Annotated in this window: 13 protein-coding genes and 1 tRNA gene; 6 read left to right on the top strand and 8 right to left on the bottom strand. The window is 46.9% G+C overall.

The features are described 5' to 3' along the window. Nucleotide 1: 1 nt before the first annotated feature. The 3 genes from mepA to prmB are packed head-to-tail and all read right to left on the bottom strand — an operon-like array spanning nucleotide 2 to nucleotide 2,904. A complete protein-coding gene (mepA, locus tag CWC46_RS10230; RefSeq protein ID WP_037381890.1) occupies nucleotides 2–832 on the bottom strand; it encodes a penicillin-insensitive murein endopeptidase in 831 nt (276 codons plus the stop codon). A 6-nt stretch (nucleotides 833–838) separates the two neighbouring features. Continuing rightward, complete coding sequence (gene aroC, locus CWC46_RS10225; RefSeq protein WP_021016684.1) at nucleotides 839–1,924, bottom strand: chorismate synthase; 1,086 nt, start codon at nucleotides 1,922–1,924, stop codon at nucleotides 839–841. Nucleotides 1,925–1,971: 47 nt separating this feature from the next. Next, the gene (gene prmB, locus CWC46_RS10220) at nucleotides 1,972–2,904 is read right to left on the bottom strand and encodes a 50S ribosomal protein L3 N(5)-glutamine methyltransferase (RefSeq protein ID WP_021016685.1); all 933 of its coding nucleotides are present in this window, start codon (nucleotides 2,902–2,904) and stop codon (nucleotides 1,972–1,974) included. Nucleotides 2,905–3,074: 170 nt separating this feature from the next. Between prmB and smrB the strand changes: the two genes are divergently transcribed. Next, nucleotides 3,075–3,617, top strand: a complete 543-nt coding sequence (smrB, locus tag CWC46_RS10215; protein ID WP_037381893.1) for an endonuclease SmrB — start codon at nucleotides 3,075–3,077, stop codon at nucleotides 3,615–3,617. Between the two features lie 34 nt (nucleotides 3,618–3,651). On the opposite strand, the gene sixA is transcribed toward smrB, so the two are convergent. The 4 genes from sixA to CWC46_RS10195 all read right to left on the bottom strand — a co-directional run bounded on the left by sixA (nucleotide 3,652) and on the right by CWC46_RS10195 (nucleotide 9,025). Next, nucleotides 3,652–4,140: a phosphohistidine phosphatase SixA gene (sixA, locus tag CWC46_RS10210; RefSeq protein ID WP_021016687.1), complete on the bottom strand. Its 489-nt coding sequence runs from the start codon at nucleotides 4,138–4,140 to the stop codon at nucleotides 3,652–3,654. Between the two features lie 860 nt (nucleotides 4,141–5,000). Further along, the gene (gene fadJ / locus CWC46_RS10205) at nucleotides 5,001–7,205 is read right to left on the bottom strand and encodes a fatty acid oxidation complex subunit alpha FadJ (protein ID WP_021016688.1); all 2,205 of its coding nucleotides are present in this window, start codon (nucleotides 7,203–7,205) and stop codon (nucleotides 5,001–5,003) included. Further along, on the bottom strand, nucleotides 7,202–8,515 hold the full coding sequence (gene fadI / locus CWC46_RS10200; RefSeq protein WP_021016689.1) for an acetyl-CoA C-acyltransferase FadI: 1,314 nt from the start codon (nucleotides 8,513–8,515) through the stop codon (nucleotides 7,202–7,204). Before fadI ends, fadJ begins: the two co-directional genes overlap by 4 nt. 213 nt (nucleotides 8,516–8,728) lie before the next feature. Further along, on the bottom strand, nucleotides 8,729–9,025 hold the full coding sequence (locus tag CWC46_RS10195) for a YfcZ/YiiS family protein (RefSeq protein WP_021016690.1): 297 nt from the start codon (nucleotides 9,023–9,025) through the stop codon (nucleotides 8,729–8,731). Nucleotides 9,026–9,416: 391 nt separating this feature from the next. Here CWC46_RS10195 and fadL point away from each other — a divergent pair, with 391 nt between their 5' ends. Next, nucleotides 9,417–10,673, top strand: a complete 1,257-nt coding sequence (gene fadL, locus CWC46_RS10190; protein WP_021016691.1) for a long-chain fatty acid transporter FadL — start codon at nucleotides 9,417–9,419, stop codon at nucleotides 10,671–10,673. A gap of 210 nt (nucleotides 10,674–10,883) precedes the next feature. Here the strand turns inward: fadL and mlaA are convergent, their stop codons facing one another. Continuing rightward, on the bottom strand, nucleotides 10,884–11,645 hold the full coding sequence (gene mlaA / locus CWC46_RS10185; protein WP_021016692.1) for a phospholipid-binding lipoprotein MlaA: 762 nt from the start codon (nucleotides 11,643–11,645) through the stop codon (nucleotides 10,884–10,886). A 911-nt stretch (nucleotides 11,646–12,556) separates the two neighbouring features. Between mlaA and CWC46_RS10180 the strand changes: the two genes are divergently transcribed. The 4 genes from CWC46_RS10180 to CWC46_RS10165 all read left to right on the top strand — a co-directional run bounded on the left by CWC46_RS10180 (nucleotide 12,557) and on the right by CWC46_RS10165 (nucleotide 15,985). Continuing rightward, nucleotides 12,557–12,631, top strand: a tRNA-Arg gene (locus CWC46_RS10180). Between the two features lie 179 nt (nucleotides 12,632–12,810). Next, nucleotides 12,811–14,061, top strand: coding sequence for a tyrosine-type recombinase/integrase (locus CWC46_RS10175; protein ID WP_021016693.1), 1,251 nt, complete (start codon nucleotides 12,811–12,813; stop codon nucleotides 14,059–14,061). 182 nt (nucleotides 14,062–14,243) lie between these two features. Continuing rightward, nucleotides 14,244–14,918, top strand: a complete 675-nt coding sequence (locus CWC46_RS10170; RefSeq protein WP_021016694.1) for a hypothetical protein — start codon at nucleotides 14,244–14,246, stop codon at nucleotides 14,916–14,918. Between the two features lie 20 nt (nucleotides 14,919–14,938). Next, nucleotides 14,939–15,985 (top strand): hypothetical protein, encoded by a 1,047-nt coding sequence (locus CWC46_RS10165; RefSeq protein WP_021016695.1) that lies wholly within the window; start codon nucleotides 14,939–14,941, stop codon nucleotides 15,983–15,985. Nucleotides 15,986–16,009 lie beyond the last annotated feature (24 nt).

Genomic DNA, 16,009 nt, shown 5'->3' with positions numbered 1-16,009 from the left:
ATTATTCCACACTAAAATGTCTGTCAACGAGTGCCTGACATGACGGGGGCAACGGGGGTGGTAACGTTTTTACTGGTGTTTTAGTACTCGGCTGGCGCGGCTGAAACCAACTGGAAAGTTCAGCCCCACAACCATCACCTGCGGGCGGAGAGTCCTGCTCCTGACACTCCAGACTATCGGCCGGACAACGCAGACGGACATGCATATGGGCACGGTGAGCAAACCACGGGCGGACTTTGTGCAACCATGCACGATCCTCACCGGCTTCACGACAAAGCTGCTTTTTAATCGCCGGATTAACGAAAATACGTGTTACGTCTCTATCCTGTGCCGCCGTTTTTATCAAATAGTCGATCTCAGGTCGCCACAGATGAGGATTGACTTGCCGGTCACCCGCCATCACCAAATCCACAGGTTGTGGTTGAAGTAGTTGTTGTTGGCTCCAACGGCGACGAGGTAGTTGTAACCAGATATCCACATCCAGACCAGATTGGTGGCTGACATGGCCGCTACTGAAACGACCACCGGCAGGCATTCCCATATCGCCAATCAGCAATTCCGCCCCGGTGGCACGACGTATTTGCGAGCTCAGACGATAAATAAACGCCACTAGCTCCGGATGACCGAAATAACGGCGTTGATCGACGCGCATAACCTGATAATCCGACGATTGCAGCGCTAACGGTTGCGCACCGATGATACAGCCATTGGCAAAACTGCCAATGGACTGTGCCGTGCCAGCTATCGGGTGGGTAACTTCCTGCCAGGGCGTTTTTGCCTCGGCTGCGACACTCAGCAACAGTGCCGCCATTGCTATCAAGCCTGTTTTCATGCTGCCTTACCAACGGGGAACCTGACTGACAACATCACCACACTGCGCCCGCTGACGCAGCAGATGATCCATCAGCACAATCGCCATCATCGCCTCAGCGATAGGAACGGCACGAATGCCCACACAAGGATCGTGACGCCCACGGGTAACCATTTCGGTTGCTTCACCGTCGCGGTTAATCGTGCGGCCCGGCACCATAATGCTGGATGTAGGCTTCAGTGCCAGATGTGCAATAACTGCCTGACCACTACTGATACCCCCCAGAATACCGCCAGCATGATTGCTCTGAAAACCATCCGGGGTTATTTCATCGCGGTTTTCGCTGCCACGTTTGGTCACCACCGCAAAGCCGTCACCGATCTCCACACCTTTTACAGCATTAATGCTCATCAGTGCATGGGCCAGATCGGCATCAAGACGATCAAACACCGGTTCTCCCATCCCTGCCGGGACAGACTCTGCTACCACCGTAATCTTGGCTCCAATGGAATCCCCGGCTTTCTTCAGCCCACGCATCAGTTCATCCAAGGCTTCCAGCTTATCTGGATCCGGACAAAAGAACGGATTCTGTTCAACCTGATCCCAGTCTTTCAATTCACAACTGACTTCCCCGATCTGGGCCAGATAACCGCGGATTTGAATACCATGCTGTTGCTGCAAATATTTTTTGGCAATTGCCCCGGCAGCCACACGCATCGCGGTTTCACGAGCCGAGGACCGCCCACCGCCACGGTAATCTCGGATCCCGTATTTCTGTTCATAGGTGTAATCTGCATGCCCCGGCCGGAACAGATCTTTAATAGCACCGTAGTCCTGCGAGCGCTGATCGGTATTCTCAATCAGCAGGCCAATACTGGTTCCGGTAGTCACCCCTTCAAATACGCCGGACAAAATACGGACCTGATCCGGCTCCCGACGCTGGGTGGTATAGCGGGAAGTTCCCGGACGGCGGCGATCAAGATCGTGCTGTAAATCTGCTTCAGTCAATGGGATACCGGGGGGGACGCCGTCCACAACGCAGCCCAAGGCAATACCATGAGACTCACCAAAGGTGGTGACACGGAAAAACTGACCAATACTGTTTCCTGCCATCACATCTCCTTAGCGTGATAAAAGAATTAGGTCGTTACCGGACAGATTCAGTCGCGGTAAATGCTGAAATGCGTTTTGCAATCCACCAACTGTGATCGAGTCAGCATAAAGACGCCGTCACCACCGTGTTCAAATTCAAGCCAGGTGAATGGAATATCCGGATACTGCTCCATCAAATGCACCATGCTGTTGCCCACTTCACAGATTAGCACTCCCTCTTCACTGAGGTAATCTGGCGCACAAGCCAGAATCCGGCGCACCAGCTTGAGCCCGTCGCTACCCGCCGCCAGTCCCAGTGCCGGCTCATAACGGAACTCCTGTGGCAAATCGGCCATATCATCTTCATCCACATACGGAGGATTGGTCACGATCAAATCATAGTGAATGGCAGTCAAATCACGGAACAGATCAGAACGGATGGGCGTAACGTTATATTCCATAGCGTGCTGCTGGATATTCTGCTCGGCTACCGCTAGCGCATCGAGGGAAATATCCACCGCATCCACCTCAGCTTCCGGGAAAACCTGGGCGCAGGCAATAGCGATACAACCGCTGCCAGTACACAGATCCAGGATATGATGCGGCGATGTGGGCAACAGGGATTGGAAACCGTTGTTGATCAACTCCCCAATCGGGGAACGTGGCACCAGAACACGTTCATCCACATAGAATTCCAGTCCGCAGAACCAGGCCTTATTAGTCAGATAGGCTACCGGAATACGCTCGTTCACCCGGCGGATCACCCGTTCAACGATGCGGTGGCGTTCGCTGGAGGTCAACCGGGCACGATACATATCCTCGGGAATATCAAGCGGCAGAAACAGACTGGGCAATACCAGTTGCAGCGCTTCATCCCACGGGTTATCAGTACCGTGACCATAATAGACATGGGCTGCGTTAAACCGGCTCACGGTCCAACGCAACATATCCTGAAGGGTATGCAGATCGTTGACCGCCTCATCGACGAAAATTTTGTCCAAGTCTGCCCTCCGCAGATGTCTCTCAATATAAAGTCGGCGTCTAGTTTGCCATGAAGCCTACGACAAATCAGCAGATATCACCGCCCAACGCCCGGTAATACCGAGTTTTATTTAGTGACGTCAGGAAGAAAATGTACACTGTGAGGAAATTATCGCGAAGTGAAACCGTTATGAAAAAAAAATACACGCTAAATGAGGAGGAATTACAGCTTTTTCGCTCCTCTGTGGCAGGAGCCCGTCGGTTACGTCAGGATACTTTTGTTCATAAACCAGAACGTCGTAAACTTGGGGAATTAGCGCCTCGTCGGGTGACACAGGAACAAGTAGATGCCAGCTTCTATTTCTCTGACGAATTTCAGCCCCAGTTGGATAATGAAGGGCCGACGCGCTACATTCGTCCTGATACCAACCACTACGAACTGAAAAAGTTGCGCCGTGGCGACTATTCACCCGAGCTTTTTCTGGATTTACATGGACTGACGCAGCAGGAAGCAAAACAGGAACTTGGGGCGCTATTGGCCGCCTGCCGCCGCGAACATGTGTATTGCGCCTGCGTCATGCATGGACACGGCAAACACATTCTAAAACAGCAGACGCCACTCTGGTTGGCCCAACACCCCGATGTGCTGGCGTTTCATCAGGCACCACGGGAATTCGGCGGCGACGCCGCGCTATTGGTACTTGTCGCAATGGATATTCCGACAGTGGAATAATAGGACCAGGTGGCTTGGCTAACTACTGGCTTTACTAACTACTGGCTTTAATCGTTAACTGCGAAGGGCTCACTTGCCAGTGACACTCGCCGACACCGGACTCCGCTTCCAGGTTCACGCAGGCAACCGCTGAAGTAGCGAACATCGGTGCGGTTTCACCAGGACACAACGAGGCGACCAAATAGCCAACAAGCGGTAAATGAGAGATGATCAGCACACCGCCAGTCCCTTCTTTTGCCAGTGTTTGCAAATAGTAGCTTATCAGTTTCGCATCACCACCTGGTGTCAATTCCGGCAGACATTCATCTTCCTCTGGCAGGGGAAGTGTGCTCCGCACAGCCTGCAACGTCTGACGGGCACGGAGATAAGGGCTGACCAAGACTCGATCGATATCAATCGCCTGATTATTCAACCAGGCAGCCATTTGATGTGTCTCATTACAGCCCCGGGCGCTAAGAGGCCTGAGCGCATCACTGGCTGCGTCAGGTACAGCATCACCATGACGCATGATCAAAACTTGCATATTACACCGCTATATTGATGAAAATGATGGTAAAAATTTATAACAATCATAGATTACCTGAAACGCCGCGCCCTCGTGTTGCTCTACATCACAGACTGGAACAGCGTACTTGAATGCATATTTGCAGCAGTTTTAACCAATACAAAGCGCATTTTTTTACCCCATTTATCCTTGGATAGCAACCAGCCATACCACTCGACTATCCGACAAAAGCGTCATATCACGCATTGGGATGTAATTTTCTACCTTTTCAGCACATTACTCTTGCATACGGGATGGCTGACACTGTTATTATAAAAACAATATTCTTTTCAATGTCTTTATTTATTTTCTTTCCGTTATTTTCACCCAAATAACAAGACAAATTAAGCATAAAAGCCCAATAAAGTAATAAATACAGAACAAATAATGCCAGTTTTATTCTAAATATATCGTGACGCTTATTTATGACAATTTCATTTCATGCGATTGGAAAAATAGGATTGTTCATCTACATTTATTAATGAAGACTCACTGTATTTTTCTCCTGTCCTATTTTAGGGTTATGCCCAACATCCAGGGAATCAAAACCCCCTGTTATATCAGTAAACTCACTACTTATTCAGCCCATTTATTACATGCACGTTCCGCTTCAATGCGCACTGTTTTTTACTATATTCGCCGTTTTTACATTAACATATTTTATTTGGTCATAGCCCAATAGGGTATATCACTGTTAAAACGCAATGAGCTAATTAATTATTGGCTTCTAGTCTATTTAATAAAAAGATCTATTCGGTATAGATGACCGCCATTCGTAATATACCCAACAGATTTCAAAATGCAGGGAAAAGGCAATCGAGTGAATCCCTGAAAGCTAATTACCCTGCCTCAGATTTCAGGGCGGACGTATCAGAATGCCTTGAAGGATAAAAATACGGTTCCGCGCTTTCACTCCGGGAAAGCAAAGCACGACAAGGCGCAAAACGATCACCATACTGTTGTTGTAATACTTGCAGTGTTTTAACCACCGTATCGCTCCCCAAATGATCGATGTAGCGAAATGGTCCTCCCAGAAATGGTGGAAAACCAATACCCAATACCGCACCGATATCACCTTCGCGGGCACTACGAATAATGCCTTCATCCAGACAACGCGCTGCTTCGTTCAGCAACAGCATCACACAACGCTGTGCCATCAATGCCGAATCCAAATGCGCTTTCGGGGTAACACCGAGCAACGGATAAACGGTATTATCAACATCTTTCTTAGACCGTTGCCAGATATGCCGCTGATAACCATAACGGTAAAAACCACGCGCATTTTTCCGTCCCTGACGATCATCGCTGGCAATAACCTTCAGCGCGGGAGGCACACTGAAACGTTCACCCAGCTCACGAGTCAGGATCGGAGCAATCTTTATCGCAACGTCAATTCCCACTTCATCCAACAGCGTAAAAGGCCCGACCGGAAAACCGAAGCGAACCAGCGCCTGATCGATAGTATCTACTGGCTCGCCTTCCAGCAGGCAACGCGCCGCTTCATCAAGGTAAGGCGCCAGAATCCGGTTAACGTAAAACCCCGCACGGTCAGCGACAACAATAGCCGTTTTTCCCTGTTTTTTTACTAATGCCACCGTAGTGGCAATAGTTTCCGCGCTAGTACCAGTGTGGGGAATAACCTCAACAAGCGGCATTTTCTCCACCGGGCTGAAATAATGCAGGCCGATAACCTGTGCTGGTCGACTGGCTTTGGCGGCAATCTGATGAATAGGCAACGAGGACGTATTCGAAGCAAAAATCGTATCAGGTGAGGCAAATTGCTCAACCTCTGACACCATCTGTTGCTTCAGGGCTAAATCCTCAAATACCGCTTCAATAACAATATCGATCTGCTCAAAACCACGATAATCCGTACTGCCAGTCATCAGGCTCATTTGCCGTTGCTGCTCGATATGCGTTATGCGTCGATGGGTTAGCTGTTTTTCAAGCTTCTGCCAATGGTGCTTTAATGCGCGATTTACCCCTTTTTCCTGGATATCTTTGATTCTTACCGGCAGCCCGCCTCGAATCGCCGTTACGCTGGCAATACCTCCCCCCATCAAACCGCCACCCAGCACAGCAACCCGATGGATCACCCGCGCTTCACCACCGGCTTCCGACGTTTTTTTCAGTGCTGTAGCGGTGAAAAACAGACCACGCAGAGCGATGGACTCTGGTGACATGACCAGCTTGCCAAACGCTCGCGCTTCCGCCAGATATCCTTCCGCTTCACCCTTTTCCAAACCATCGCGTACCACTTGAATAATTTTCCCGGTGGCCGGGTAATGTCCCTGCGTCCTGGCCTGTGTTTTCTGCTTAACCACCCTGAACAACAACGATCTGATCAGACGACTATGCATAAAACCGATACGCCAATTCACTGGCGATGATGTTCTCTTGCCTTGTCGTATCATCGCCTCGGCCGTCTCCAGCAAAATACTGTATGGTACGGCGTCATCCACCAGGCCCAGCCTGAGAGCCTGTTGGCTGCGAACATGCTTTCCTGTCAGCATAAGATCCAGCGCTTTATCAACACCAATTAAGCGGGGTAAACGCTGTGTTCCGCCTGAACCAGGTAACAAACCTAGCTGAACTTCCGGCAATCCCAATACGGTTTTATCCTCTGTGGTACAAACCCGATAATCGCATGCCAGTGCCAGCTCCAGTCCGCCGCCCAGACAAGCGCCATGAATGGCGGCGACGACGGGAAAAGGCAGTCCGGCGATATACGCCAGTGTCTCCTGCCCTGTTCTGGCTAACGCTTCGGCCTGTTTGGCATCAGTGCAATTATCCAACATGGTGATATCTGCCCCGACGATAAAGGAATCCGCTTTGGCTGACACAAAAATCAACCCCCGCAGAGCGGCATGCTGTTGCGCCTGAGTTAATACCGCCATGATTTGCCTGGCAAATTGCGCTTTCAGGGTATTCACTTTTTCACCCGCGACATCCATTGTGATAATACCAATGTTATCGGGTCGCAACGTCAGCGAGAAAGCCGATTTCTCCTTCTCCAGCGCTACAATTGCCGGCTGTTCCGTCATGCTGTCACCTCCAGAATCATTGCGGCCCCCAATCCTCCGGCCGCACAGGCAGTGGTTAACCCCAAACCACCGCCACGGCGCCGTAATTCACGTAATGTTTGAGTGATCATACGTGCTCCCGTCGCAGCAAAAGGATGCCCATAAGCAATTGATCCCCCCAACACATTGAATTTATCCATATCCACGTTTCCCAGCGGCTCACTGCGCCTCAGTTGATGCCGGGCAAAATCGGCGCTGGCGAACAGGTTCAGATTAACTAACGTTTGTGCCGCAAAGGCCTCATGCATATCAATCAAGGTCAGATCTGATAGGGTGATACCAGCGCGATCGAGCGCCAGCGGCGTGGCGTAGGCCGGTCCTAGTAACATATCCTGCCGCACATCAATGCCGATGAAAGCGTAACTGCGAAGATAACCGAGAGGCGTCAATCCCAACGCATTGGCCCGGGATTCGCTCATCATCAATACCGCGGCGGCACCATCCGTCATTGGTGTGCTGTTAGCCGCAGTGACGGTGCCATGTTGGCGATCAAATGCGGGGCGTAACCGCGCATACTGCGCCAGAGAGGAGTCATGGCGAACATTATTGTCCTCCTCTACCGCCTGTTGGTAAGGAGGCACATAGGCGGTCATCACTTCATCACGCAGCACACCGCGCTGCCATGCCTGTGCCGCCAGACGATGTGAGCGATGCGCCAATTCATCCTGCTGTTGACGGGTAATTCCATAGCTTTTAGCCATCTGCTCTGCGGTATCACCCATCCGTAGTCCGGTCGAATATTCGGCGATGGCTGGCGACACTGGCAACAGGTCGTTAAAGCGCAGTTGAGCAAACAAGGCCAGTCGTTGTCTCAGGTTACGGGCTTTAGTGAGATCCACCAATATACGAGCCAGTCGCTTGCTGACACCAATGGGTAATACCGACGATGAATCCGCACCTCCCGCAATACCTACCTCAATTGTACCGGCCATAATACTTTCTGCCACATTGGCTACCGCCTGAAAACTGCTAGCACAGGCACGCGAAACGCTGTAGGCATCAGTATGAACGCTCATGCCTGTTCCCAGGACAATTTCCCGTGCAATATTCGGCGCTTCAGGCATCTGAATCACTTGACCAAAAACCAGTTGCTCAACAAGTTCCGAGTCAATACCGCTACGTATCAATAGCTCTGTGACTACCAGTTTGCCCAATTCCAAAGCCGGTATACCACGATACGCCGTTGCCTGACGGGCAAACGGGGTACGTAACCCATTGACAATCGCAATGCGATCGCCCCGACGGGTTACCATTGGTAATACCTCGCCCATAAATACTCCTGCTGATATTAAGAAGAGGGGTACGACTGATATGATTTGATTTCATTGTTAGCTACATTATTACAACCAACAAACCAATAAGTAATAAAAATAGACGCTATCCACGTTTTATGGCGAGCTTTGCTGAATAAAAAACAAGATCAGGAATGAGGTATTAAAAAGAAGTTAAAAAAGGGGGAAAGCATCCCCCTGACAGGAAAGGAATTAACGCAAACCTAACTGAAAAATCAACGTTTCAGCCTGGCAACTGAAAATGAAATTCATGTCCAGTTTTACCCCGCCTTCCACATCTGACAACGTGCTGCTAATGATGCAGGGGTCTGATTCTACCGCCCGCGCTTTATTCGACAACGCTTTTTGCATGGATTCTGCTTCAGCACGAGCAACAAATACATGGCTATAAGAGGCCGTACAGTCAGTGTTGTCTATCACCGTACCTACATCAACACAACAACAAGCAGCTGTTTCTTCGGCATGGCAATTATTTATTACATTTGTCATCGCAAAACTCTCCTACGGCAATAACCTGACGGGCAGGCACGACCTAGATCGTAAAATGATATCTTCCAGCTCATTTTACTCGTCACTGAGAGATATCACTAGAACTTACTGGTCACAGGGATATTAAGTGAAACCGATCACATTTCTGGATGGCTTACCAAAAAAGAAAATGTAAATAAATATAAAGAAAGCTATCATTTTCGTTATATTTTACTCACTTTACGCATAATTTTGCTAACAATTTTAACATTTTAATAAAATATTCTTAGCTTTGTTTTTTATATTTTTGTCACTGGGCCTACTCTGCTTGCCCGTAGCCCTCCCTGAAGTGCACATCCTTTGTTACATGTACAACAGCGTTAAATAACGAGCAGATGATGAGGTTTTGGTCATGAACAACCAGAAAAGTTCGCTAAAAAAATGGTCACTTGCTGCCGTTGTGACCATGATATCCACTAATGCTTCCGCTGCCGGTTTTCAACTCAATGAATATTCATCATCAGGTCTCGGACGCGCTTTCTCTGGCGAAAGTGCCATAGCTGATAACGCAACGTCCGGCAGCCGTAACCCGGCGACTATGACGTTGTTTGATCGCCCGGCATTCTCTGGTGGCGTGACCTATATTAATCCTGATATCAATCTATCTGGCTCCAGTTCCAGTGGCCAGGATGCGGGGGCAAAAAACATTGCCCCACATGCCTGGGTGCCGAATCTCCATTTCATTATGCCGTTGAATGAGCAGTGGGCCGTAGGCGCTTCTGCCGTCACCTACTATGGTTTGTCGACTGAATTCAGTGACAATTACTCTGCAGGCTCAATCGGTGGCAAAACCGATTTGTCGACGTCGAACCTAAACCTCAGCGCCGCCTACCGGCTTAATAAACATTTCAGTTTTGGCCTGGGAATCGACGCCGTTTATGCCGACGCAAAAATCGTGCGTAATGCAGGTGAAATCGGACCGGCATTTGGTCTGAGTTCTTCTGCTGAAATCACCCGACTTGAAGGCAATGACTGGGGATATGGCTGGAACGCGGGCATCCTGTACGAGTTAGATCAAAACAATCGTTTCGGCTTTACGTATCGATCAAAAGTAGATATTGATTTTGATGGCAAATTCAGCAGCGCCATTTCCACTGCAGGTGCAACAATACCTGGGAAATTAACCCTTAATCTGCCGGAAATGTGGGAAGTCTCCGCTTACCACCGCGTAGCCCCAAAATGGGCGGTTCACTACAGCCTCACTTACACTGGCTGGAGTCATTTCCAACAATTGAAAGCCACGGGTAGCAATGGACAAACGCTGTTTCTTAAAGATGAAAATTTCCATGATGTCTACCGTATTGCGCTGGGAACGACCTATTACTTTGACGATAACTGGACGTTCCGCACCGGGATTGCCTATGACGATAGTCCGGTTCCTTCCGATAAACGCACTATCTCCATCCCCGATCAAGATCGTTTCTGGTTGAGTGCCGGTACCACTTATGCGTTCAATAAAGATACGTCTGTCGACGTCGGGGTGTCTTACATGCATGGACAAAAAGTGAACATAACGGAACCGGGAGTGAGTGCGTCGTTACCTTCCTATAGTTTCACTTCCCAAGGCAAAGCCTGGCTTTATGGTGTCAACGTCAACTACAAATTCTGATCACAGCCTTTAGGTCGCCATAATGTAGACAATGCTCGTCAGCCAAGAAACCGGAATACCCAGGCAACGACCACGTTTGGCATCTACAGGAAACCAAACGTGGTATTCCGGTTCAAGTGAACGGCATCACGCAACAGCAACCGTTCAGACTCGATAATTGCCAACCTCTCCGGTCCCGGCCAGGGCGCTCTGGAGAACAAACTGGCATAGTTATTTGCCTGAATCTATCTCACTCAAGCTGCTTTCAATTGATTTCGCATTGGGATTCACCTGTGGCGTGAACTTGCCATCATTAGCCAGGAAATTATTATGCTGGAAGTATGCATCGCGAACCACCAGATAAGGATCTGACGAATTACGCAGCAAGCCATCGGAATCCAGCAACTGTGCCCGGCTTTCCAATCCTTCCAGTACCCACTTCCCGGCCGACATCCAAAAGGTTAGATAGCTCAATGGCGGATAAAGCGTATCCACGACATCACCACCATCTTCACGGATTGTCGCACTACCATAAGCTGGCAAAACAATGTAAGGACCATAACCCACATCATAATACCCGAGCGTGCTGCCGAAACGGAGTGGTTCGTCCTTCGCCAGTTTAGGATTCGCCATAGACGCCACGTCGATAAAACCGCCCATACCCAGCAATGTGTTGAGAAAGAAACGGTTAAAATGCACCATCGCTCTATAAGGATTGCCTTCAATAAAATAGTTAATCATGGCAGCTGGTTCAGCCAGGTTGCCAAAAAAGTTGTCAAGCCCATTACGCGCAGGCTGCGGTAGATAATCACGCCAGACAACAGCGGCAGGACGAATCAGATAGGGATCCAGGACATAATAGTTAAAGTTGAACATAGAACGGTTAAAGCCCTCAAAGGGGTCTGAACGCTGTGGTGGCGCGGACTCCTTGGAACTGGCGCATCCGACGAGCAATAAACTCGTCAATACCACTCCACTCAGGCGGAAATTCATAATAGTTCTCCCTGATCATTTTCGTGTAGCCATTTGGCAGAAATGTGTATTTATTTTCTCAGTTAAGAATGGATTAAGAAAATAAAGTGATAGCCTTCCTAACAGTGTAACATTTTATTTCACCGCATCTACTTTGCCTACAATCGCAGATACTTGATCTCACTTCAGCGGCGGTGAAAATAAGATCCGAAGGCCCATTATTTCAGTATGAGGATCCTGCTGTAACCAATTGTGTAGCGCTAGCGCCAAATGTGCGATTTCTTCACAATTGAGTGATTGGCATGCATGTTCCCGCTACATTTTTCTCAGCATGGTGCACTAATCAGACAGTTAAGCCGTGGCTCAGTAATATTTGTGCAGTAAATAGACGAAGCTCAGTAACCCTCAAGCAGACCATAAAAGTGATAAACAGTTTCCACCATTAAACGCTGGACGATACCTTCATGGTCATTCCCGCAGCGGCGTTAGACATGCATCTGGTCACTTTCATATTTTCTCACTTTTGAATTTTGTTGCCGAATTATTCCGCGACGAGGTGGTAAGCACCATCCAGACCATGTCTGGCGCTACCACAAGACTCAACCTACTGATTAGCATAGATACAAATTAGGTGCAGTGCTTCCATATCGAAAGTTTATCACCAATTTTTGTGGCAGTAATAATACCACAGGTGACTATTGTCCTCCGTCAAAGGGTTACATCTTATATTGGCGTATCAGGCAGCGAGATTTACGGATGCAGAGGCACTGGATGTTGGCAACCATGGACACTCAGATAACGACACCACCGCCAAAAGCGAAGAAAAATCCTATAGGAGAAAAATAATCACGACCGAGTGGTGGCGGATTGAGCAATCGAGCCGATAAGTGCTTATGATCAAGGCAGAATTGAGTATAATGACCTCCCTTAACGTCCCCATAGTTAAACGGATATAACAAGCCCCTCCTAAGGGCTAGTTGCAGGTTCGATTCCTGCTGGGGACACCAGAGACTTGTTCGACAACGTCCTGAGATAGCCACCAATCATCTAAAAAACAATAAGTTAACCATATCCTGTTGTTCGCCAAAAACCGTTAACGTCCGCCTACATCAACCTTGCTTTGTTGGTATATCTGTTGGTATCGTAAGTTCGATATATTTTGTACCAACACAGGGAGGTGCAACCAATGGCGCTAACTGATCTAAAAGTTAAATCTGCAAAACCTTCCAGTAAGCCAATCAAGCTCACTGACGGGTTTGGTATGCATCTACTTGTCCACACAAATGGTTCAAAGTATTGGCGCTTTCAATACCGTTTCGCTGGTAAACAAAAGATGCTGGCGCTTGGTGTCTATCCTTCCGTCTCCCTAGCTGAAGCAAGGGAAAGACGTGATAACGCCAGAAAACTGATTGCTAATGGCATTGATCCCAGCGAAAAGAAAAAAGCGGATAAAATTGAAGAGAGTGGCGCTTTAACTTTTGAAACGGTAGCAAGAAGCTGGCATTCCAGCAATAAAACATGGTCAGAAGGCCACCGCACACTGATACTCAACAGCCTAACCACTCATGTTTTTCCGATCATCGGTCAAAGAAATGTTACTGACCTGAAAACTCGTGATTTATTGGTTCCTGTAAAAAAAGCGGAACAAACCGGGCATCTGGAACTGGCCTCACGACTTCAACAACGTATCACCGCCATTATGCGTTATGCAGTACATAATGCCCTTATTGAGCATAACCCGGCTTATGATCTGGCGGGAGCAATAGCAACAGTCAAAAGTGTTCATCGTCCAGCACTTTCCCTTGAACGTATTGCTGAATTGATGGAACGTATAGAGGCATATAAAGGTAAAGGACTTACCCAATTGGCTGTTCGATTGTGTTTGTTGACCTTTATTCGTTCCAGCGAGTTACGATTTGCGCGTTGGTCAGAGTTTGATTTCAAAAATGCGCTCTGGACGATTCCTGCAGAACGAGAACCCCTTAAAAACATCAAGTTCTCTCATCGCGGATCTAAGATGAAGAGTCCCCATCTGGTGCCGCTGAGCAAGCAGAGTCTCGCCATTCTGAAAGAAATCAAAGCCATCAGTGGCGCTCATAAATTTGTATTCACAGGTTTCAGCTATGCCGACAAGCCTATCAGTGAAAACACGATTAATAAGGCATTACGTGCTATGGGTTATAACACCCAAAAAGACGTTTGTTGCCACGGATTCCGCACAATGGCCTGTAGCGCTCTGATTGAATCAGGATTATGGTCAAGAGATGCCGTTGAACGACAGATGAGTCACCAAGAACGTAGCTCTGTTCGAGCCGCATACATCCATAAGGCTGAACATCTGGATGAACGCCGCCTAATGCTCCAGTGGTGGGCTAATTTCCTTGATGCCAACAGCAACTGTATGATCAGGCCGTTTGAATTTGCTAAAAAATTATAGCGATTACAACCAAGGATGGTTGATTCTTCTTAGAGGGATGAGATACTAACAATAGTAACTACATTAAGTTAATCAATAGAATAGGATTTTCAACATTGATAAACCCTCTCTCTTTTTTCACATTTCTTTACTCGTTAAGCAAAGACGCCCCGGAGGCTGTGAACATTCAATACGAGGCACCGATGCCAAGTTTGTTGCCTCCCGAATTACATGATAAAGCAGAGATAGAAGGTTTTTTCACCGCTCAAGTATGGGTGGAAAATCTATCAGGAAAAGTATTAGATAATATAAGGATTAATCTTACGGCACCTTTATCCTATGCCCCAATAGTGAGAACAAATAAAACACACCGCATTATAAAATACAATTACGATCCAAAAAAATATGAACTAACATTCCAAAAATTAGATCCCAAAGAATCGCTAAGAATAACATTTTTTCCATCCTTAGATTTCATATCTGCTTTCAAAAAACCACAAATAATAATTGACAATAAAGAACTAAGTAAATCCAGAGAGATAGTTGGATTCTGTCGAAAATATCCATTACTAACTTTGGGGGGGATTTTTATTATTTTACTTTCAGTCACAGCATTAACTTTCACAGGATACAACATCCTTCGATACTATGGAATAATAGATAAAAACTCTGACATTTCATTAATGAAACAGGCAAATGAAAGAATGAAAGGCTATGGATGCCCATTGAATGTTGGAGTTGTTGACGAAAAACTAAAAGAAACCGTTAAAGGCACATTTGGATACCCTTCTGCAATACTCCAGTTTAATGGAGTGAAAAATACACAAGAGCTATGGGCAAAAGAGAAAATAGTTTATCTCGATTGCAACTCTAATTAATATAATCACAAGGATCTTCTATGGATTTTTTCTTACCTTTAGTCAATGAAGATAAATTTCATGAGAACTTTAAAAGAGTATTATTAAAGAATGACAAGCTAGCTCAAAATCTTTTCAATAAATGGGCAGCAGAATTTGTAGACAGAGATAACAAGATAATAAAGGAATTTCAAACATCTTTCAACTCCACCTTTTGGGAGGTATATTTACACGCTGCTTTGAAGCATTATGGCCTGAGTGTTGATTTTACTTTCTCTTCACCTGACTTTTGTATTCCTGATGCGCAAATAGTTATTGAAGCGACAACAGCAAATGCCGCAAAAGATAAGACACCTGAATGGGATAAAAAATACACCACAGAAGAAATGGCAAAGTTAAATCGATTTGGAGAGCTGAATAGAGAAGCTATGGTAAGGATCAGTAACGCTATAAAACAAAAAGAAAAAAAATATAGCAGCAGCTATTCAAAGCTGGATCATGTCAAAGGGAAATCATTTGTACTGGCAGTTGCTCCATTTGAGCAGCCATATTTTAACTTACAGTATGATCGTGCAATTAGAGCAGTGTTGTATAGTGACTATATAAATGAAGACGCATATTTAGACAACCCAGAGCTTTATCCTGACGGACCGCCTAACCAGTATTTAGATTATATTACAAAAGATAATGGCACAGAAATCCCTCTTGGTTTTTTTTGCGATGAACAATACGAAAACATTAGCGCAGTAATGTTTAATTGCAACGCAACTTGGGGAAAAGTAGTTGCAATAGCGAATAAAAACAATCCTCTTGGGCAAATAAGTTCAGTTTGGGCGGTACCCCCCACAGGCAAGCCGAAAGGAACAATATGCAAACCTTCTGAGTATAATGAAAATATTCTGGATGGTCTGATGATATTTCATAATCCATATGCAAAAAAACCACTTTCCCCAAGTATCTTTAAAAGTGAACGAGTAGTTCAATTCTTTCCTGATTATAAAACCAAGACGCTACAAGTTGAAAACTATAATGACTGCTTACATTCCAGAACTGTAATCATCGCAAACATTGAAAACGAGAAAGATTGAAATAACTGTAAATGAAGAAACTGT

Source organism: Prodigiosinella confusarubida, from assembly GCF_002847015.1.
Classification (GTDB): Bacteria; Pseudomonadota; Gammaproteobacteria; order Enterobacterales; family Enterobacteriaceae; genus Prodigiosinella; species Prodigiosinella aquatilis.
The sequence above is the reverse complement of the archived record's forward strand: the minus strand, read 5'-3'. Positions and strand labels throughout refer to the sequence as shown.

What these genes read in the sequence shown, in the direction of transcription:
- fadI (WP_021016689.1), bottom strand. Translation starts at nt 8,515, where the DNA reads ATGGGCGAGGTATTACCAATGGTAACCCGTCGGGGCGATCGCATTGCG.
- mlaA (WP_021016692.1), bottom strand. Translation starts at nt 11,645, where the DNA reads ATGAATTTCCGCCTGAGTGGAGTGGTATTGACGAGTTTATTGCTCGTC.
- fadL (WP_021016691.1), top strand. Translation starts at nt 9,417, where the DNA reads ATGAACAACCAGAAAAGTTCGCTAAAAAAATGGTCACTTGCTGCCGTT.
- CWC46_RS10195 (WP_021016690.1), bottom strand. Translation starts at nt 9,025, where the DNA reads ATGACAAATGTAATAAATAATTGCCATGCCGAAGAAACAGCTGCTTGT.
- aroC (WP_021016684.1), bottom strand. Translation starts at nt 1,924, where the DNA reads ATGGCAGGAAACAGTATTGGTCAGTTTTTCCGTGTCACCACCTTTGGT.
- sixA (WP_021016687.1), bottom strand. Translation starts at nt 4,140, where the DNA reads ATGCAAGTTTTGATCATGCGTCATGGTGATGCTGTACCTGACGCAGCC.
- CWC46_RS10175 (WP_021016693.1), top strand. Translation starts at nt 12,811, where the DNA reads ATGGCGCTAACTGATCTAAAAGTTAAATCTGCAAAACCTTCCAGTAAG.
- fadJ (WP_021016688.1), bottom strand. Translation starts at nt 7,205, where the DNA reads ATGACGGAACAGCCGGCAATTGTAGCGCTGGAGAAGGAGAAATCGGCT.
- mepA (WP_037381890.1), bottom strand. Translation starts at nt 832, where the DNA reads ATGAAAACAGGCTTGATAGCAATGGCGGCACTGTTGCTGAGTGTCGCA.
- smrB (WP_037381893.1), top strand. Translation starts at nt 3,075, where the DNA reads ATGAAAAAAAAATACACGCTAAATGAGGAGGAATTACAGCTTTTTCGC.
- CWC46_RS10165 (WP_021016695.1), top strand. Translation starts at nt 14,939, where the DNA reads ATGGATTTTTTCTTACCTTTAGTCAATGAAGATAAATTTCATGAGAAC.
- CWC46_RS10170 (WP_021016694.1), top strand. Translation starts at nt 14,244, where the DNA reads ATGCCAAGTTTGTTGCCTCCCGAATTACATGATAAAGCAGAGATAGAA.